The following is an 18698-nucleotide window of genomic DNA, read 5'->3' as shown; positions in this document are numbered from 1 at the left end:
GACGCCCATCGGTCGGGTGAGCGGGATGCGGCGCGTCGGGAGTGACGGAACCGTCCCGTCTCGGACCCGGCTCGACAGGAGGTGTGCGCCGTCGCGCGACTACAGTGGGTCGGCGGCCGTCGGAGGGCCGTGCCCCGCCGCCGACAGAGAGGACACCGCCGCCCCGTGTCGCTCCTGCGCTCGCTCCGCGACCCCGCCGACCTCCGGGCCCTGCCCCCCGAGCAGCTGCCCGCGCTGGCCGCGGAGATCCGTGACGCACTCGTCACCAGCGTCGCCCGCACCGGCGGCCACCTCGGGCCGAACCTCGGCACCGTCGAGCTCACCATCGCGCTGCACCGGGTCTTCGAGTCCCCGCACGAGCCGATCGTCTTCGACACCGGCCACCAGGCCTACGTGCACAAGATGCTCACCGGCCGGGTCGAGGGCTTCGACCGGCTGCGCCAGCGCGGCGGGCTGTCGGGCTACCCGAGCCGCGGCGAGAGCGAGCACGACTGGGTCGAGAACAGCCACGCCTCGACCGCGCTGTCCTACGCCGACGGGCTGGCCAAGGCCTTCGCCGTCCGCGGTGACAAGCGCCCGGTCGTCGCGGTCGTCGGCGACGGCGCGCTGACCGGCGGCATGGCCTGGGAGGCGCTGAACAACATCGCCGCCGCCCAGGACCGGCCGGTGGTCATCGTCGTCAACGACAACGGCCGCTCCTACTCGCCGACCATCGGCGGCGTCGCCGACGCGCTGGCGGGCCTGCGGCTGCGGCCGGGCTACGAGCAGGCGCTGCTGGCCATCCGTCAGGCCCTGCACAAGGCCCCGGTCGTCGGCTCGGCGCTCTACGACGCGCTGCACGGCCTGAAGAAGGGTGTCAAGGACGTCCTGGCGCCGCAGGGCATGTTCGAGGACCTCGGCCTCAAGTACCTCGGTCCGGTCGACGGCCACGACGTCGAGGTGCTCGAGTCCGCGCTGCGCCGGGCTCGGTCGTTCGGCCGCCCGGTGATCGTGCACGCGGTCACCACGAAGGGCTTCGGCTACCCGCCGGCCGAGACCGACCAGATCGACGCCTGGCACGCCACCGGCGTCTTCGACCCCGACAGCGGCACCAGCCCCGCGGTCGCCCGCGACTGGACGACGGCGTTCTCCGACGAGCTGGTGCGCATCGGCGCCGAGCGGAGCGACGTCGTCGCGGTCACCGCGGCGATGCTGCACCCGACGGGCCTGGCCGCCTTCGCCGAGCGCTTCCCCGAGCGGACCTACGACGTCGGCATCGCCGAGCAGCACGCGCTCACCAGCGCGGCCGGCATGGCGATGGGCGGACTGCACCCGGTCGTCGCGGTCTACTCGACCTTCCTCAACCGGGCCTTCGACCAGCTGCTCATGGACGTCGCGCTGCACCGCCAGCCGGTCACCGTCGTCCTCGACCGCGCCGGGGTCACCGGGACCGACGGCGCCTCGCACAACGGCATGTGGGACATGTCGATCTGCTCGGTCGTGCCGGGGCTGCACCTGGCCGCGCCGCGCGACGAGCCGACCCTGCGCGAGGCGCTGCGCGAGGCGGTCGCGATCCCCGACGCGCCGAGCGTGGTGCGCTTCCCCAAGGGCCCGCCGCCGCTGGACATCCCGGCGCTGGAGCGGCGCGGCCCGGTCGACGTGCTGCGGCGCGGGGAGCGGGAGGAGGTGCTGCTGGTCGCCGTCGGCGCGATGGTGCCGATGTGCCTGGCCGCCGCCGAGCGGGCCGCCGACCACGGCATCGAGGTGACCGTCGTCGACCCGCGCTGGGTGCTGCCGGTCTCCGACGAGCTGGTCGAGACGGCCGCCGCGCACCGGCTGGTCGTCACCGTGGAGGACGGCGGCCGGGCCGGCGGCGTCGGGACGACGCTGTCGCAGGCGCTGCAGGACCGCCAGCACGACGTGCCGGTGCGCGCGCTGGGCCTGCCGCAGGCGTTCCTCGACCACGGCAGCCGGGGCCAGGTGCTCGCCGACTGCGGCCTGACCGAGCAGGACGTCGCCCGCCGGATCGCCGAGTGGACCGCGGTGCTCACCGAGCGGGCCGAGCAGCAGCTGGCCGCCGAGCCCGTGGACGGCGCCCAGCAGTAGTAGGAGGACCCCGTCCCCCTCACCCCTCGCAGGCTCGGGGTGAGCCTCCGGACGGGGTCGGCCGGGGACGTCGGACCGGAGGCTGTCGTGCAGGTCATCGCGGAGATCCAGGTCGCGCCGTCGCCGGCCGGGACGCCCGACGACCCGCACGCGTACGTGGAGGCCGCCGTCCGGGTGATCCAGGCGTCCGGCCTGCACTGCGAGGTCGGGGCGCTGGGGACCACGCTGGAGGGCGACGCCGACGCCGTGTGGGCGACCCTGCGGGCCGCGCACGAGGCGATGCTGGCGGCGGGCGCCACCAGCGGCATCTCGCACGTGAAGGTCGCCTCGGTCGACCGCACGATCGAGTCGCTCACCCACAAGTTCCGCTGAGACGGCGAACGGCCCGGGCCCCGCGCGGGGACCCGGGCCGTTCGCCGTCCGGTGTGCACCTCCGCGGAGGTGCACGGCATCACGCCGGGAGGCTGGCCACGCCCCTCGGCAGGAACCGCGAGCCGGTGACCGCCTCGGAGACGCCGGTGCGGTCGAGGTGGGCGGAGATGCCGCCCAGCCAGAACGGCCAGCCGGCGCCCAGCACCATGCACAGGTCGACGTCCTGCACGGCCTGGACGACGCCCTCGTCGAGCATCAGCCGGATCTCCTGGGCCAGCGCCCGCACGGCGCGGTCGCGGACCTCGTCCTCGGTCAACGGGGAGTCGCCCGCGTCGATGCCGGCCAGGTCGGGGTCGACCACGCCGGGCTCGGAGTAGACGCTGGTCTTGCCCAGCTCGACCATCTTCCTCAGTCCCTCGCCGACGGCGAACCGGTCGGGGAAGGCCTCGTGCATCCGCTCGGCCACGTGCAGCGCCACCGGCGGGCCGACCAGCGTGAGCAGCTCGAACGGCGACATCGGCAGGCCCAGCGGGTCCAGCGCCCGGTCGGCGACGGCCACCGGCGTCCCCTGCTCGACGGCCGAGGTGACCTCGCCGAGGAAGCGGGTGAGCAGCCGGTTGACGACGAACGCCGGGGCGTCGGCGACCAGCACGCAGGACTTCTTCAGCGCCTTGCCGACGGCGAAGGCGGTGGCCAGCGCGGCGTCGTCGGTCTGCTCGGCGCGCACGACCTCCACCAGCGGCAGGACCGCGACCGGGTTGAAGAAGTGCAGCCCGACGACCCGCTCGGGGTGCTCGAGCTTGGAGGCCATCTCGGTCACCGACAGCGCCGAGGTGTTGGTCGCCAGCACGCACTCGGGGGAGACGACGGCCTCCACCTCGGCGAACACCTGCTGCTTGACCGACATCTCCTCGAACACGGCCTCGACGACGAGGTCGGCGTCGGCGAAGACGGCCTTGTCCAGCGCGCCGGTGACCAGGCCCTCGAGCCGGTTGAGCTCGTCGGGGGAGAGCCGGCCGCGGGCGGCGAGCTTCTCCAGCTCCCCGTGGACGTAGCCGACGCCCTTGTCCACCCGCGCCTGGTCCACGTCGGTGAGGACGACGGGCACCTGGAGCCGGCGCACGAACAGCAGTGCCAGCTGCGAGGCCATGAGCCCGGCACCCACGACGCCGACCTTGGTGACCTTCCGCGCCAGCGACCTGTCCGGCGCGCCGGCCGGCCGCCTGGCCCGCTTGCTGACCAGGTCGAACGAGTAGAGGGAGGCGCGGAGCTCGTCGCTCATCAGCAGGTCGGTGAGCGCCTGGTCCTCGGCGGCGGTGCCGGCGGTGAACGCCTCGCCCTCGACGCCGTTGCGGGCGAGGTCGAGCAGCTCGACGGCGCGCAGCGCGCCGGGGGAGGCGTCGCGGGTCCGCGCCCGGACGACGGCCCGGGCCCGCTCGATCGCGGCGTCCCAGCCCGACCGGTCCACCGCGGGCCGCGCGACGGTCACGTCGCCGTTGAGGACCGCCACGGCCCACTCCAGCGACCGCTCGAGGAAGTCGGCGGGCTCGAACAGCGCGTCGGCGATCCCCAGCCCCGCCGCCCGCGGGCCGGAGGTGACCTTGTTCTGCGCCAGCGCGTTCTCGACGATCACGGTGACCGCCGGGTCGATCCCGATCAGGTCCGGCAGCAGCTGCGTGCCGCCCCAGCCGGGCACCAGGCCGAGGAACACCTCGGGGAAGGCGACGACGGCGGTGCTCGCGATCGTCCGGTAGGTGCAGTGCAGCGCCAGCTCGAGGCCGCCGCCGAGCGCCGCGCCGTTGACGAACGCGAACGTCGGGACGCCGGCGTCCTTGAGCCGCCGGAACACCCGGTGGCCGGTCTCGGCGATCTCCCGGGCGGCCGCGGCGTCGGTCACCGCCGGGACGCCGGAGAGGTCGGCGCCCACGGCGAACACGAACGGCTTGCCCGTGACGGCGATGGCCGCGGGCGCGGGGGTGTGCGCCGCGATCCCGTCGAGGGCGGCGTCCAGCGAGGCGAGCCCGCCGGGGCCGAAGGTGGACGGCCGGGTGTGGTCGTGCCCGTTGTCCAGCGTGATCAGCGCGATCTCGCCGGCCAGGCCGGGCACCCGCACGTACCGCACCCTGGCGGCGGTGACGACCTCGTTCTCGAAGACGGCGGTGCTCACCTGGCCGCACCCTCCCAGTCGGTGTTCTCCCAGATGACGGTGGCGCCCATGCCCAGGCCCACGCACATGGCGGTCAGGCCGTAGCGGACGTCGGGGCGCTCGGCGAACTGCCGCGACAGCTGGGTCATCAGGCGGACGCCGGAGGAGGCCAGCGGGTGGCCGACGGCGATCGCGCCGCCCCACGGGTTGACCCGCTCGTCGTCGTCGGCGATGCCGAAGTGGTCGAGGAAGGCCAGCACCTGGACGGCGAAGGCCTCGTTGAGCTCGAACAGCCCGATGTCGTCGATGGTCAGGCCGGTGCGGGCCAGCGCGCGCTCGGTCGAGGGGACCGGGCCGACACCCATGACCTCGGGCTCGACGCCGACGAAGCCGTAGCCGACCAGCCGCATGCCGGCGGTCAGGCCCAGCTCCTGCGCGACCTCCTCGGCGGCCAGGATGCAGCCGGTGGCGCCGTCGTTGAGGCCCGCGGCGTTGCCGGCGGTCACGTGCCCGTGCGGGCGGAACGGCGTCTTGAGCGTGCCCAGGCCCTCGAGGGTGGTGTTCGGCCGCGGCGGCTCGTCGGCGGTGGCCAGGCCCCAGCCGTGCTCGGCCGAGCGGGTCGCGACGGGCACCAGCTCCGGGCCGATCTGCCCGTTGGCGAGGGCCTTGGCGTACTTCTGCTGGCTGGTCAGGGCGAACGCGTCGGCGCGCTCCCTGGTCAGGTGCGGGAAGCGGTCGTGCAGGTTCTCCGCGGTGGAGCCCATGACCAGCGCCGAGCCGTCGACGAGCTTCTCGCTGAAGAACCGCGGGTTGGGGTCGGCGCCCTCGCCCATCGGGTGGCGGCCCATGTGCTCGACCCCGCCGGCGATGGCGACGTCGTACGCGCCGAAGGCGATGCCGCTCGCGGTGGTGGTCACGGCGGTCATGGCCCCGGCGCACATGCGGTCGATCGCGTAGCCGGGGACCGACTTCGGCAGCCCGGCCAGCAGCGCGGCGGTGCGGCCGATGGTCAGGCCCTGGTCGCCGATCTGGGTGGTGGCGGCGATGGCCACCTCGTCGACCCGGTCGGCCGGCAGCGCCGGGTTGCGGCGCAGCAGCTCGCGGATCACGCGCACGACCAGGTCGTCGGCGCGCGTCTCCGCGTAGACGCCCTTCGGGCCGGCCTTGCCGAAGGGGGTGCGTACGCCGTCGACGAAGACGACCTCACGCAGCGAGCGGGACATGGGACCTCCGCAGCAGGGGGAGCCGGCCCGGGCACGGGGACGGCGCAGGTGAAGTTACCCGTCGGTAACCGCCGCTCCAAGCGCGACCCGACCCGTGCGGGGCACCGGGGCCCGCGACACCTCACCCGGACGGAGGTCACGGTCCGGCAACGCCACCGACCCGGGGTTGCGACCCGTGTGACCCGGGGCGCATATTGGCCGCCGCACTTCTGCAGATTCCCGACGGAACGGTGGACCCATCCATGGCGCGACGGCGCACCACGATGACGGCCCTGGCGGCCGCCCTGGTCTTCAGCCTCGCTGCGTGCGGCAGCGACAGCGGCGGCGGCGACGGCGGCGGCGGCGACAGCGGCGGCGGCGGTGGCGGCGAGGCCGCCGGCAAGGTCGGCGTGATCCTCCCCGACACCGAGTCCTCGGTGCGGTGGGAGAACTTCGACCGCCCCTACCTCGAGGCGGCCTTCGAGGAGGCCGGTGTCGAGTACGACATCCAGAACGCCGAGGGCGACGCCCAGCGGCAGGCGACCATCGCCGAGCAGATGATCACCGAGGGCGCGACCGTCCTCGCGATCGTCAACCTCGACTCGGCCTCCGGCGCGCAGATCCAGGAGCAGGCCGCCGCCGAGGGCGTCCAGACGATCGACTACGACCGGCTCACCCTCGGTGGCTCGGCCGAGTACTACGTCTCCTTCGACAACACCGAGGTCGGCCGCCTGCAGGGCCAGGGCCTGCAGCAGTGCCTCGAGGCCAACGGCGTCACCCAGGGCAACATCGCGTTCCTCAACGGCTCGCCGGACGACAACAACGCGACGCTGTTCTCCTCGGGCGCGCACGAGATCCTCGACCCGCTGACCCAGTACACCCAGGTCGCCGAGCAGGCCGTGCCCGAGTGGGACAACCAGCAGGCCGCGACGATCTTCGAGCAGATGTACACCCAGGCCGGCGGCAACATCCAGGGTGTGCTGGCCGCCAACGACGGCCTCGCCAACTCGGTCATCCAGATCCTCGGCCGCAACAACGCCGCCGGCCAGGCCAACGTGACCGGTCAGGACGCCACCGTCGAGGGCCTGCAGAACATCCTCAACGGCGACCAGTGCATGACGGTCTACAAGTCGGTCCGCGACGAGGCCAACGCGCTGGCCGAGCTGGCCGTCTCGCTGATCAACGGCGAGGAGGGCGAGACCACCGGCACCGTCGAGGACACCGAGGGCGGCCGCGAGGTCCCGTCGGTCCTGCTGACGCCGCAGGCGATCTTCCGCGACAACGTCAAGGACGTCGTGGACGACGAGTTCGTCACCGCCGAGGAGCTGTGCACCGGCGACTTCGCCGCCGCGTGCCAGGAGCTCGGCATCTCCTAGTGGTCACCAGCCGCCGGGGCGCCCATCATGGACGCCCCGGCGGCTGCTGTCTCAGCCCCACCAGCGCGACCGAGAGGCCCGGTGTGTCCGCTCCCACCGACCGTCCCCAGGACGGCACCCCCACCCTGGAACTCCGCGGCGTCAACAAGAGCTTCGGTGCCATCCAGGTCCTGCACGACGTGCACATGAAGGTCTACCCCGGACAGGTCACCGCGCTCGTCGGCGACAACGGGGCGGGCAAGAGCACGCTCATCAAGTCCATCGCCGGCATCCACGCCATCGACTCCGGCGAGTTCCTCTTCGAGGGACGGCCGGTCACCGTCAGCGGGCCGCGCGAGGCCGCCGCCCTCGGCATCGAGATCGTCTACCAGGACCTCGCCCTGGCCGACAACCTCGACGTCGTCCAGAACATGTTCCTGGGCCGCGAGCGCAAGAACGGCATCCTCCTCGACGAGACGTCGATGGAGGAGGCCGCCCGGGACACGCTGAGCAAGCTCTCCGTCCGGACCCTGAAGTCCGTGCGCCAGCTCGTCTCCAGCCTCTCCGGTGGTCAGCGGCAGACGGTGGCCATCGCGAAGGCCGTGCTCTGGGAGTCCAAGCTCGTCGTCCTCGACGAGCCGACCGCGGCCCTGGGCGTCGCGCAGACCCGGCAGGTCCTCGACCTGGTCCGGCGGCTGGCCGACACCGGTCACGCGGTGGTCTTCATCAGCCACAACATGGTCGACGTCTTCGAGGTCTCCGACCGGATCGCGGCCCTGTACCTGGGCCGCATGGCGGCCGACGTGCCGATCTCGCAGGTCGACCGCCCCCAGGTGATCGAGCTCATCACGGCGGGCCGGTCGGGCGACCTGGGCATCGCACCCGCCGAAGCCGCGGCCGTGGAGGTCTGACCGTGTCCAGCACCATCTCCAAGCCGACCAGCTCGCAGGAGCCGGGTGGGGCCCCGTCGGGCTTCGAGGCCGACCGCGGCGCGGACAGCCTCGGCGCGTCCGTCCGGGCGTACGTCGACCGCGTCCGCGGCGGTGACCTCGGGGCGCTGCCGGCCATCCTCGGCATCGTCGTCCTCGGGCTGCTGTTCTTCGCGCTGCGGCCCGAGACGTTCCTGACCCCGCGCAACATGGCCAACCTGGCCGACCAGGCCGCGCCGATCATCATCCTGGCGATGGGCCTGGTCTTCATCCTGCTGCTGGGCGAGATCGACCTGTCCGCCGGTGTGGTCAGCGGCGTCTGCGCCGCGGTCATGGCCAAGCTGCTCGCCGACGCCGGCTCGCCGTGGTGGATCGCGGTCCTGGCGGCGATCGCCACCGGCGTGGTCATCGGCCTGTTCACCGGCAGCCTCGTCGGGATGGTCGGCATCCCGTCCTTCGTCGTCACCCTCGCGCTGTTCCTGGGCTGGCAGGGCTTCACCCTGCGGCTCATCGGCGAGGGCGGCACGGTGCCGGTGCGCGACCCGGTGATCTCGGCGATCAGCGACAAGAACGTGCCGGTCGCGCTCGGCTGGGTCCTCGCCCTGCTGACCATCGCCGTGTACGCGGCGCTGCAGCTCAACCGGTTCCGGGTCCAGAAGGCGAAGAACCTGGCGCACGCCCCGCTCGCGGTGGTGCTCGTCCGGATCGGCGTGATCGCCGCGGTCGTCGTCCTGGTGACGGCGGTGCTGAGCGTCGACCGCGCCCCGGCCGTCGGCGTGGTGCTCGCCGGCATCCCGTACGCCATCCCGCTCGTGGTCCTGCTGCTGCTGTTCCTGACGTTCGTGCTCGGCCGCACGGGCTTCGGCCGGCACGTCTACGCGGTCGGCGGCAACGCCGAGGCGGCCCGGCGGGCCGGCATCAACGTCACGAAGATCCGGGTGGCCGTGTTCGTGATCGGCTCCACGCTGGCCGCGATCAGCGGCATCGTCGCGGCCGCCCGCCTGGGTTCGGTCGCGCCGGGCTCCGGCGGCGGCAACACGCTGCTCTACGCCGTCGGCGCCGCGGTCATCGGTGGTACCAGCCTCTTCGGTGGCCGGGGCCGGGTGCGCGACGCCGTCCTCGGTGGCCTGGTCGTGGCGATCATCGCCAACGGCCTGGGCCTGCTGGGCACCGAGGCGTACCTGAACTTCATCATCACCGGTGGAGTCCTCCTGCTGGCCGCCAGCGTCGACGCGCTGGCCCGCCGGCGGGCCGCGGCCACGGGGCACTAGGAGGACCCCCTCGCCCCCGCCGCTCGCGGCGGGGGCGAGGGGGCCGTTCCAGCACCTCACGACGGGCCCGCCGTCCGGTACCGGACGGCGGGCCCGTCGTCGTTGCGGGCTAGGCCCGGGAGAGTGCGTCGGTGAGCAGGTCGCGGGTGAGCTCGACCTGCCACTCGCGGGCGCCCCCGGCGCGCAGGGCCGCGGCCACCGTCCCGGCGTCGCGCGGCTCGGGCGGGGTCCACATCAGCCGGCGCACCAGGTCGGGGGAGAGGAGGTTCTCCACCGGCACGCTGAGCTCCTCGGACAGGGCAGCGAGGGCCTTGCGCGCGGTCTGCAGCCGGGTGGCCGCGGCGGGGTCGCGGTCGGCCCAGCGGTTGACCGGCGGCGGCCCGTCACCGGGGCGGCTGTGCGGCGGGAGCTCCGCCTCCGGCAGCGCCCGGCCGCGGGCCAGGGCGCCGAACCAGGTCCCCACCAGCCGCCGGTTGGCCCGGCCGCGGAAGACCGGCAGCTCCAGCAGCGCGGCCTCGGTCTGCGGATCCGCCTGGACGGCGGCGACCATCGCGGCGTCCGGCAGCACCCGGCCGGGGGCGACGTCGCGCCGGCGGGCCATGTCGTCGCGCGCCTCCCACAGCGAACGGAGCATGCCGAGCTGACGGCGGTTGCGCAGGCCGTGCACGCCGGAGGTGCGCCGCCACGGGTCCTGCCGCGGCGCCGGCGGGCCGGCGGCGAGGACGGCGGCGAACTCCTGCCGCGCCCACTCGGTCTTGCCCTGCTGCTCGAGCAGGGCGGCGAGCGCGTCGCGGAGGTCGACGAGCACCTCGACGTCGAGGGCGGCGTAGACCAGCCACTCCTCGGGCAGCGGGCGGGTGCTCCAGTCGGCGGCCGAGTGGCCCTTGACCAGCGAGTACCCGAGCAGCGACTCGACGACGGCGGCCAGCCCCACCCGGGGCAGCCCGGCGAGGCGGGCGGCCAGCTCGGTGTCGAACAGGCGGCTCGGCACCATGCCGATCTCCGCCAGGCAGGGGAGGTCCTGGTTGGCGGCGTGCAACACCCACTCGGCGTCGGCGATCGCGTCCTGCACGACCGACAGGTCCCCGAGCGGGACGGGGTCGACCAGCCCGGTGCCCGCGCCGGCGCGGCGCAGCTGCACCAGGTAGGCGCGCTGGCCGTAGCGGTAGCCGGAGGCCCGCTCGGCGTCCACGGCGACCGGGCCGGTGCCCGCGCGCAGCGCGTCGGCGTAGCGGGCGAGCGCGTCGGGGGTGTCGATGACCGGCGGCAGCCCGTCGCGCGGGGCGAGCAGGGGCACCGGGGCGGGCGCCTCCGGAGCGGACTCCGGGGCGGTCTCCAGGCCGTCGAGGGGGAGGGGCTCGGTGCTCAGTTGCCGTCCACCTACTCGCCGTCCCGTCCGTGCGCGCCAGCGGTCCCGCCGGCTCCCGGGGTGTGCAGGCCGAGCGGCGCGGACCCGGAGGAGTGCGTCCCGTCCCCACCGATGGTAGAGACCGCGGTGGACCGGCCGGTCAGGGGGCGGGCGTCAGGGGGTGCCGGGGACCGGGCCGGACGGGCCGAGCAGGGCGACGCCCGGCGGCGGCAGCCCGGCCGCGTTGGCCAGCACCTGCAGCCAGGCGTCGAGGTGGCGGCCGAGCGCGGTGTCCTCGGCGGTCCAGGAGGCGCGGAGCTCGACGTCGACGGTGTGCTCGGGACCGGCGAGGTCGCCGAAGCGGGTCGAGGCGGTGCGGGTGACCGTGCCGCCGAGCGCGTGCGAGGCCGCGCCGCACTCCTGCAGGGCGTCGGTCAGCCAGCTCCAGGCGACCTCGGAGAACATCGCGTCGTCGACCATGTGCTCGTCGGTGCTCGCCGACAGGTACCCGACGCAGCGGGTGGTGCCGTCCCAGGCCTCGTGGCCCTCGGGGTCGTACAGCACGATGAACCGGGCGACGGCGACCTCGACCTCGTCGTCGCCCTCCCCCTCGACGACCCGGGCGGCCAGCGCGTGCGCGTACGGCGCCAGGCGCTGGGGCGGCGGGATCGTCTCGAGGACGACCTCGGGGCGCACCCGCACCGCGGCCAGGGACTCCAGGCCCGCGAGGAAGGCGGCCGGACGGTCGTCGGAGCCCGCACGCGCACCGGACCCGTCCCGGGACCCGGCCAGGCTGTCTGGCTCCACGCTCGCAGGGTAGGGGCCGCGGGCCCGGTCTGTCTCGGACGCGCCGCCGCTGCGGGGTCTGGGAGGATCGGGCGTCGTGAGCACCGCACCCGCCGTCCCGCCGTCCCCTGCCGACTCGGACCTCGTGCGGGCCGCCCGCGGCCTCCCCGTCGGACGGACGCCGGTGTGGTTCATGCGGCAGGCCGGCCGGTCGCTGCCGGAGTACCGGACGCTGCGCGCCGGGACCGCGATGCTCGAGGCCTGCCAGGACCCCGACCTGGTCACCGAGATCACCCTGCAGCCGGTCCGCCGGCACGGCGTGGACGCCGCGATCCTCTTCTCCGACATCGTGCTCCCGCTGGTGGTGGCCGGGGTGGACATCGAGATCAAGCCGGGCGTCGGCCCGGTGGTGGCCAGCCCGGTGCGCACCGTCGCCGACGTCGACGCGCTGCCCGACCTCGAGCCCGACCGGCTGGAGTTCCTCGCGACGGCGGTGCGCCGGCTGGTCGCCGAGCTCGGCCCGACGCCGCTGATCGGCTTCGCCGGGGCGCCGTTCACGCTGGCGACCTACCTGATCGAGGGCGGCCCGTCGAAGGAGCACGCCCGCACCAAGGCCTTCATGTACGCCGAGCCGGAGGCGTGGAAGCGGCTCCTCGACCGGCTCGCCGTCTCGGCGGCCACCTTCCTGCGCGTGCAGGTCGACAACGGCGCCTCCGCGGTGCAGCTGTTCGACTCCTGGGCCGGGGTGCTGTCCGCCGCCGACTACGGCACCCGGGTGCTGCCGCACTCGCGCGCGGTCTTCGACGGGCTCGGGGACCGCGACGTGCCGCGGGTCCACTTCGGTGTCGGCACCGGCGAGCTGCTCGCGCTGATCGGCGACGCGGGGGCCGACGTCGTCGGCGTCGACTGGCGGGTGCCGCTGGACGAGGCCGCCCGCCGGGTGGGGCCGCAGCGCTCGCTGCAGGGCAACCTCGACCCGGCCGTGCTGCTGGCCGACCGGGAGACCGTCGACCGCGAGGTCCGCCGCGTCGTCGAGCAGGGCCGCGCCGCCCGCGGGCACGTGTTCAACCTCGGCCACGGCGTGCTGCCCGAGACCGACCCCGGCGTGCTCACCCACGTCGTCGAGCTGGTGCACGAGCTCTCGGCGCGGTGATGTCGTCCCGCCCCGCCGCCCCGGCAGCCCGCGTCGTCGTCGTCGGGGCCGGCATCGCCGGGCTCACCGCGGCGTTCGAGTGGCGCCGGCGGCGGCCCGCCGACGAGGTCGTCGTCGTGGAGGCCGGCGGGCGGATCGGCGGCAAGCTGGACCGGGTCGAGCTCGCCGGCGTCTGGTACGACACCGGGCCCGAGGCGGTGCTGGCCCGCGTGCCGGAGGCGGTCGAGCTGGTCGGGGACCTCGGCCTGGCCGACCGGCTGGTCGCGCCGCGCACCACGCAGGCGTCGATCGTGCTCCCCGACGGCCGCCACCCGCTGCCGCCGGGCACCGTGCAGGGCGTGCCGACGTCGGCCGACGGGCTGGACGGCGTGCTCACCCCCGACGGCGTCGCGCGGGTGCGGGCGGAGGCCGAGCTGCCGCCGCTGCGCCTGGAGGGCGACGTCTCGGTCGGCGGGCTGCTGCGCGCGCGGCTGGGCGACGAGGTGGTCGACCGGCTGGTCGAGCCGCTGCTCGGCGGCGTCTACGCGGGCCGCCCCGACGACCTCTCGCTGGCCGCGACCATGCCGGCGCTGGCCGCGCAGCTCGCCCGCGCCGACTCGGTGCTCGCCGCGGCCGTCGCCGCCCGCGACGCCGGCGCCCGCAGCCGCGGCGACGCCGACGGGCCGGTGTTCGTCACCGTCGCCGACGGGATCGGCGCGCTGCCGGCCGCGCTGGTGGCGGCGGCGGGCGCGCAGGTGCGGCTGCGCACGCCCGCGCACGCGATCCGCCGCGCGGGCGGCCGGCTGGAGGTCGCCGTCGGCCCGGTGGCGGCACCGGAGGTCCTGGAGGCCGACGCCGTCGTCGTGACCGCGCCGGCCGGGAAGTCCGCGCGGCTGCTGGCCGGGGTGGCGCCGGACGCCGTCGAGCCGCTGCGCGGCATCCCGTACGCCTCGATGGCCGTGGTCGCGATGGCGTTCCCCGCCCAGCCGGTCGACGCCGGGTCGGGGCTGCTGGTCCCGCCGGTGACCGGGCGGCTGGTCAAGGGCGTGACGGTGTCGTCGTCGAAGTGGCCGCACCTGTCCGGCGACGGCCTGCTGCGCGTCCGCGCGTCGGTGGGCCGCTACGGCGACGAGGTGCAGCTGCAGCGCGACGACGACGACCTGACCGCCGCGGTGGTCGCCGACGTCGCCGACCTGCTCGGCCTCGAGCGCCGTGAGCCGGTGGAGGCGCGCCTGGTGCGCTGGGGCGGCGGGCTGCCGCAGTACCTGGTCGGCCACCCGCAGCGGGTGGTGGCGGTGCGCGACGCCGTCGCCGCGGTGCCCGGGCTGGCGGTCGCGGGCGCGGCGTACGACGGCGTCGGCGTCCCGGCCTGCATCCGCGGCGCGCGCCGCGCCGTGGAGGCGCTGACCTGACCGGGGCTGACAGGGTGTGCCGGTGACCTCCTCCCTCGTCCTGCGGGCCGCGCTGCTCGGGATCGCCGCCGGCGGCCGCAGCTCCCTGGGCCTCGCCGCCCCGGCGCTCACCGCCTCCCGGCGCCGGCCGGTGCGGCTGGCCGCGCTCGCCGCCGTCGCGGGGGAGCTGGTCGCCGACAAGCTGCCGGTCACGCCGTCCCGGACGATCCCGCCGAGCGTCGCCGTCCGGCTCGCGGCGGGTGCCGCCGGCGGCGCGCTGCTGGCCCGCCGGCAGGGCGGCCGGTTGCTGCCGGCGCTCGCGGGCGCGGCCGGCGCCGCGGCGGGGACCCTCGGCGGCGCGCGGTGGCGGGGGCTCGCCGGACGGCGGGTGCCGGACCTGCCGGCGGCGCTGGCCGAGGACGTCGTCGTCGTGACGATCGCCTCGCTGGCCTGCCGGGGGATCGCCGCCGGTCGCTGACCGGCCGCGCGACAATGGGGGCATGAGCGAGCAGACGGAGACCAAGAGCGTCGGCAAGCGGGCCAACGAGCTCAACGCCCTCATCCGCTACACGATGTGGTCGGTGTTCCGCCTCGCCCGGCCGCTGGCCGACGACCGGCGCACCGCCGCCGCCGACGAGGTCACCGGGCTGTTCGAGGAGCTGGCCGGCAAGGGCGTCGTCGTCCGCGGCACCTACGACCTCGCGGGCCTGCGCGCCGACGCCGACCTCATGGTCTGGTGGCACGCCGAGACCCCGGAGGCGCTGCAGGAGGCCTACACCCGGCTGCGCCGCACCGAGCTCGGCCGCGCGCTGGAGCCGGTGTGGTCGCAGATGGCGCTGCACCGCCCGGCGGAGTTCAACCGCAGCCACATCCCGGCGTTCCTCGCCGACGAGGAGCCGCGGCGCTACGTCTGCGTCTACCCGTTCGTGCGGTCCTACGAGTGGTACCTGCTGCCCGACGAGGAGCGGCGGGACATGCTCAAGGAGCACGGCATGCAGGCCCGGCCCTATCCGGACGTGCGGGCCAACACCGTCGCCTCGTTCGGCCTGGGCGACTACGAGTGGATGCTCGCCTTCGAGGCCGACGAGCTGCACCGCATCGTCGACCTCATGCGCGACCTGCGCGCCAGCCGCGCCCGCCGGCACGTGCGCGAGGAGGTGCCGTTCTACACGGGCATGCGCAAGCCGGTCGCCGAGCTCGTTCGCGACCTGGCGTGAGGCCGGGCCCGCGAACGATCAGCTGACCTGATCGTGCTGCGTCCGGGCTCACCGTGGGAGGTGAGCCCGGACGCGTCAGCGTGAGCCAGGACGGCGGGACGGCGTCGGCTCAGCCCTCGGCGGGGACCAGCCGGATGGACACGGAGTTGATGCAGTAGCGGTCGCCGGTCGGCGTCTGCGGGGCGTCGTCGAAGACGTGCCCGAGGTGGCTGTGGCAGGTGCCGCAGACGACCTCGGTGCGGACCATCCCGTGGCTGCGGTCCTCGCGGAGCACCACGTCGTCGGCGGACGACGGCTCGTAGAACGACGGCCAGCCGCAGTGCGAGTCGAACTTGGTCCGCGAGCGGAACAGCTCGGCGCCGCAGGCCCGGCAGGTGTAGACGCCGACGGTCTTCGTGTCGACGTACTCCCCGGTCCACGGCCGCTCGGTGCCGGCCCGGCGCAGCACCGCGTACTCCTGCGGGGACAGCTGGGCGCGCCACTCCTCGTCGCTCTTGGTCACCTTCGGCTGCGAAGCGGACGTCGTCATGCCCGGGAGAACGGCCCGCGCCCCTCCCGGATTCCTCGCCCGATTCCCCGCCTCACCGCCCCAGGCCCGCCTCCCGCGCCCGCACGATGGCCTGCGCGCGGTCGGTGACCTGCAGCTTGGTCAGCACGTTGGAGACGACGTTGCGCACCGTCTTCGGCGACAGGTACAGCACCGCGGCGATCTGCGCGTTCGACCGCCCCGCGGCCACCAGCTCCAGCACCTCGCGCTCGCGGGCGGTCAGCTGCGGGAACGCCGTCTCGGGCCCGGCGGGGCCGGCGGTGAAGAACTCGGCGATCCGCCGGGCCAGCGCCGCGCCGAACACCGCGCCGCCCGACGCGACGGTGGTGATCGCGCGGACCACCTCCTCCTGGTCGGCGCCCTTGAGCAGGTAGCCGCGGGCGCCGGCGCGGACGGCGGCGAACACCGTCCCGTCGTCCTCGCTCATGGTCAGCACCACCACGCCCACCGACGGCGCCTCCCCGGTGATCCGCCGGGTGGCCTCGATGCCGTCGAGCACCGGCATCTGCACGTCCATGACGACGACGTCGGGCAGCTGCTCGCGCACCACCTCGACCGCGGCCGCGCCGTCGGCCGCCGTGCCGACCACCTCCAGGCCCGGCACCGAGCCCAGCAGCAGCGCCAGCCCGTCCCGGTAGACCGGGTGGTCGTCGGCGACGACCACCCGCAGCGGCTCGTCAGGTTCGGTCACCGGTCGCTCCTCCCTCGGCGGGCAGCACCGCCCGCACCTCCGTCCCGCCGTCGGGCGGGCAGCTCACCGTGCACCGGCCACCGAGCTCGGCGGCCCGCTCCCGCAGCGACACCAGCCCGACGCCGGCCGCGCGGTCCGGCGCGATCCCGACGCCGTCGTCGGCCACCGCGACGACCAGGTCGCCGTCCGCGCGGGCCAGCGTGACCCGCACGCGGGAGGCGGCGGCGTGCCGCGCCACGTTGGCCAGCGCCTCGGACGCGATCCGGTAGGCGGCCACCTCGACGGCGGCGGGCAGCTCGTCCAGGCCCTCGGCGTCCACGGTCACCGTGACCGGCGGGGCGAGCAGCCGCTCGGCCTGCTGGCGCACCGCCCCGGCCAGGCCCAGGTCGTCGAGCGCGGGCGGGCGCAGGTCGTGCACGAGCCGCCGGACGTCGGCCAGCGCGGCGGAGACGTCGTCGCGGGCCTGGCGCAGCAGCCGGTCGGCGTCCTCGGGCCGGGCGGCGGCGAGGTTGCGGGCGGTGTCGATGCGCAGCACCACGGCACCGAGCGAGGGGCCCAGGCCGTCGTGCAGGTCCCGGCGCAGCCGGCGGCGCTCCTCCTCCCGCGCGGCGACCAGCTGCTCGCGGCTGGCCTGCAGCTGGGCGGCCAGCGAGCCGGCGCGGGCGGCCGCGGCGGCCTGCCGGACGACGTCCGCGAGCAGCCGCTCGTCGCGCGTGACCAGCTGCGCGCGGACGCCGTCGCGGGGGAGCAGCAGCCGGCCGACCCGCTCGCCGCGGTAGGCGATCGGCAGCGACTGCACCACGGTGGGACGGGTGCCGTGCTCGGCGACCAGCCGGCCGCCGTCGGCGGAGTCCACCTCGACGCCGACGTAGGGCGTGCGGAAGGCCTCGGCGATGCCGGCGGCGACCGCCATGAGCTGCTCCTCGGCGCCGTCGGAGCGCTCCAGCCGCTCGGCCAGGCCGGACACGACGCGGTAGGGGTCCTCGCGCTCGCCGAGCACCCAGCGGCGGACCAGCCGCCACAGCGGCGCGCGCAGCGGCACGTAGACGCCGGCGACGAGCAGCAGGGTGAGCAGCGTGGCGTCGCGACCGCCGAGGGCGTCGCCGAGCAGGGCGCCGGCGGCGGCGAGCACCAGCAGGTCGAGCAGCACCACGCCGACGGCGAGGCCGCCGTGGACGAGGGTGCCGCCCAGCAGCCGGTCGACGTCGACCGCGCGCGGCCGCAGCACGCCGACCGCGACCGCCGACCCGGTCAGCGCCACGGCGACGGCCAGCGCCAGGGTGCTCGGGTCGGCGGGCAGCAGCAGCGTGGCGAGCATGACGAGGACGTCGACGACGGCGGCCCACAGCAGCCAGCGCATCCGGGTGCGGTCCTCCCCGTCCGCCCGCCGGTACCGGGCGACCACCGAGGCGGCCGGGACCGCGATGCCCAGCACCGCGAGCGGGAAGCCGATCCGCAGCAGCGGCAGCGCGACGGCCGCCGGCAGCGGCAGCGAGGTGAGGTCCAGGTCGAGGGCGCCGTGGAGGGGGGCGATCGCCGTCCCCTCGTCGGCGGTGAAGGCGACGTCCGCGGGGACGACGAGCAGCAGTGCCGGCAGCAGCGCGGTCGAGGCGAGGCTGGCCACGCTCAGCGGGCGCCACCGGCCGCCGGGCAGCCGGCCGTCGGGGTAGAGCAGGAGCAGCAGCGGCAGCCCCAGCAGCAGGGCCGAGCCGAGCCGCTCGACGGTCCAGAACGCCAGGCTGCCGCCGACGCGCGGGGTGCCGTCCTGCAGCGACCACGACACCCACGACTCGGCGAGCCCGTCGACGGCCCAGAACGCGGCCGTGCCCGCCACCACCCACGAGACGGCGTTGCGCGGCGCGCGCAGCAGCAGGAGCACCGCGGGGACGGCGAGCGCGAGGCCGGGCAGGGTGGCCGGCCAGCCCGGCTCGCGGCCCAGCGCCGCCCGCACCGCCGGCGGCGTGGTGGCGTCGAGGACCGCGGCGGTGACCGCCGAGCCGACGACGACGGCGAGGACCCCCGCGGCCGCCGTCGTCCGCGCCCACCGCCGCCCGCCGGCACCGGGCCGGGGGAGGGGCTCCGGTGCCGGATCGGTCCGCCCGTCCACCGGGGCCTGCGCCTGCACGCGCGCATCCTCGCCTGCCGGTGTCCCGACGGGCACGAGGCAGCCGTCCCGTGTCCCCCGGGACACGGGACGGGACCGGATCCGTGGCGGCCGGCCCTGGG

General features: G+C 75.6%; 16 protein-coding genes. 9 read left to right on the top strand and 7 right to left on the bottom strand.

All coding sequences use genetic code 11. From position 1 onward, the window contains the following. Window positions 1-165: 165 nt before the first annotated feature. Both dxs and ACI8AB_RS13295 read left to right on the top strand, forming a co-directional pair. Entirely contained in the window at window positions 166-2085 is a 1920-nt protein-coding gene (gene dxs / locus ACI8AB_RS13300) for a 1-deoxy-D-xylulose-5-phosphate synthase (RefSeq protein ID WP_456950500.1), read from the top strand. 87 nt (window positions 2086-2172) lie between these two features. Continuing rightward, entirely contained in the window at window positions 2173-2457 is a 285-nt protein-coding gene (locus tag ACI8AB_RS13295) for a thiamine-binding protein (RefSeq protein ID WP_387990883.1), read from the top strand. Window positions 2458-2536: 79 nt separating this feature from the next. Here the strand turns inward: ACI8AB_RS13295 and ACI8AB_RS13290 are convergent, their stop codons facing one another. Together ACI8AB_RS13290 and ACI8AB_RS13285 are read right to left on the bottom strand one after the other, a co-directional pair. Further along, the gene (locus ACI8AB_RS13290) at window positions 2537-4624 is read right to left on the bottom strand and encodes a 3-hydroxyacyl-CoA dehydrogenase NAD-binding domain-containing protein (protein ID WP_456950499.1); all 2088 of its coding nucleotides are present in this window, start codon (window positions 4622-4624) and stop codon (window positions 2537-2539) included. Continuing rightward, window positions 4621-5826: a thiolase family protein gene (locus tag ACI8AB_RS13285; RefSeq protein WP_456950498.1), complete on the bottom strand. Its 1206-nt coding sequence runs from the start codon at window positions 5824-5826 to the stop codon at window positions 4621-4623. Before ACI8AB_RS13285 ends, ACI8AB_RS13290 begins: the two co-directional genes overlap by 4 nt. Window positions 5827-6068: 242 nt before the next feature. On the opposite strand from ACI8AB_RS13285, the gene ACI8AB_RS13280 reads away from it, so the two are divergent. The 3 genes from ACI8AB_RS13280 (at window position 6069) to ACI8AB_RS13270 (ending at window position 9360) form a co-directional block, all read left to right on the top strand. After that, on the top strand, window positions 6069-7181 hold the full coding sequence (locus ACI8AB_RS13280) for a sugar ABC transporter substrate-binding protein (RefSeq protein WP_456950497.1): 1113 nt from the start codon (window positions 6069-6071) through the stop codon (window positions 7179-7181). A gap of 83 nt (window positions 7182-7264) precedes the next feature. Continuing rightward, window positions 7265-8071, top strand: coding sequence for an ATP-binding cassette domain-containing protein (locus ACI8AB_RS13275; protein WP_387990895.1), 807 nt, complete (start codon window positions 7265-7267; stop codon window positions 8069-8071). Between the two features lie 2 nt (window positions 8072-8073). Further along, a complete protein-coding gene (locus ACI8AB_RS13270) occupies window positions 8074-9360 on the top strand; it encodes a sugar ABC transporter permease (protein ID WP_456950496.1) in 1287 nt (428 codons plus the stop codon). A gap of 109 nt (window positions 9361-9469) precedes the next feature. Here ACI8AB_RS13270 and ACI8AB_RS13265 read toward each other — a convergent pair whose 3' ends face one another. Both ACI8AB_RS13265 and ACI8AB_RS13260 read right to left on the bottom strand, forming a co-directional pair. Then, a complete protein-coding gene (locus ACI8AB_RS13265; RefSeq protein WP_456950495.1) occupies window positions 9470-10657 on the bottom strand; it encodes a ribonuclease D in 1188 nt (395 codons plus the stop codon). Between the two features lie 225 nt (window positions 10658-10882). Then, the gene (locus ACI8AB_RS13260) at window positions 10883-11515 is read right to left on the bottom strand and encodes a DUF3000 domain-containing protein (protein ID WP_456950494.1); all 633 of its coding nucleotides are present in this window, start codon (window positions 11513-11515) and stop codon (window positions 10883-10885) included. 76 nt (window positions 11516-11591) lie between these two features. Between ACI8AB_RS13260 and hemE the strand changes: the two genes are divergently transcribed. From hemE to hemQ, 4 genes are read left to right on the top strand one after another with little or no spacing between them, the layout of a single operon-like run. Further along, entirely contained in the window at window positions 11592-12647 is a 1056-nt protein-coding gene (gene hemE / locus ACI8AB_RS13255; protein WP_456950493.1) for a uroporphyrinogen decarboxylase, read from the top strand. Continuing rightward, a complete protein-coding gene (gene hemG / locus ACI8AB_RS13250; RefSeq protein ID WP_456950492.1) occupies window positions 12647-14038 on the top strand; it encodes a protoporphyrinogen oxidase in 1392 nt (463 codons plus the stop codon). The genes hemE and hemG overlap by 1 nt, the downstream gene beginning before the upstream one ends. A gap of 22 nt (window positions 14039-14060) precedes the next feature. Beyond that, entirely contained in the window at window positions 14061-14495 is a 435-nt protein-coding gene (locus tag ACI8AB_RS13245; protein WP_456950491.1) for a hypothetical protein, read from the top strand. Between the two features lie 22 nt (window positions 14496-14517). Further along, a complete protein-coding gene (gene hemQ / locus ACI8AB_RS13240; RefSeq protein ID WP_387990915.1) occupies window positions 14518-15234 on the top strand; it encodes a hydrogen peroxide-dependent heme synthase in 717 nt (238 codons plus the stop codon). Window positions 15235-15343: 109 nt separating this feature from the next. On the opposite strand, the gene msrB is transcribed toward hemQ, so the two are convergent. The 3 genes from msrB to ACI8AB_RS13225 are packed head-to-tail and all read right to left on the bottom strand — an operon-like array spanning window position 15344 to window position 18597. After that, window positions 15344-15763, bottom strand: a complete 420-nt coding sequence (gene msrB, locus ACI8AB_RS13235) for a peptide-methionine (R)-S-oxide reductase MsrB (RefSeq protein WP_456950490.1) — start codon at window positions 15761-15763, stop codon at window positions 15344-15346. Window positions 15764-15815: 52 nt separating this feature from the next. Continuing rightward, entirely contained in the window at window positions 15816-16472 is a 657-nt protein-coding gene (locus ACI8AB_RS13230) for a response regulator (protein WP_387990920.1), read from the bottom strand. Beyond that, window positions 16459-18597: a sensor histidine kinase gene (locus ACI8AB_RS13225; protein WP_456950489.1), complete on the bottom strand. Its 2139-nt coding sequence runs from the start codon at window positions 18595-18597 to the stop codon at window positions 16459-16461. The genes ACI8AB_RS13230 and ACI8AB_RS13225 overlap by 14 nt, the downstream gene beginning before the upstream one ends. Window positions 18598-18698 lie beyond the last annotated feature (101 nt).

Source organism: Geodermatophilus sp. SYSU D00698 (assembly GCF_054050335.1).
This window is presented reverse-complemented; position numbering and strand designations above follow the sequence as displayed.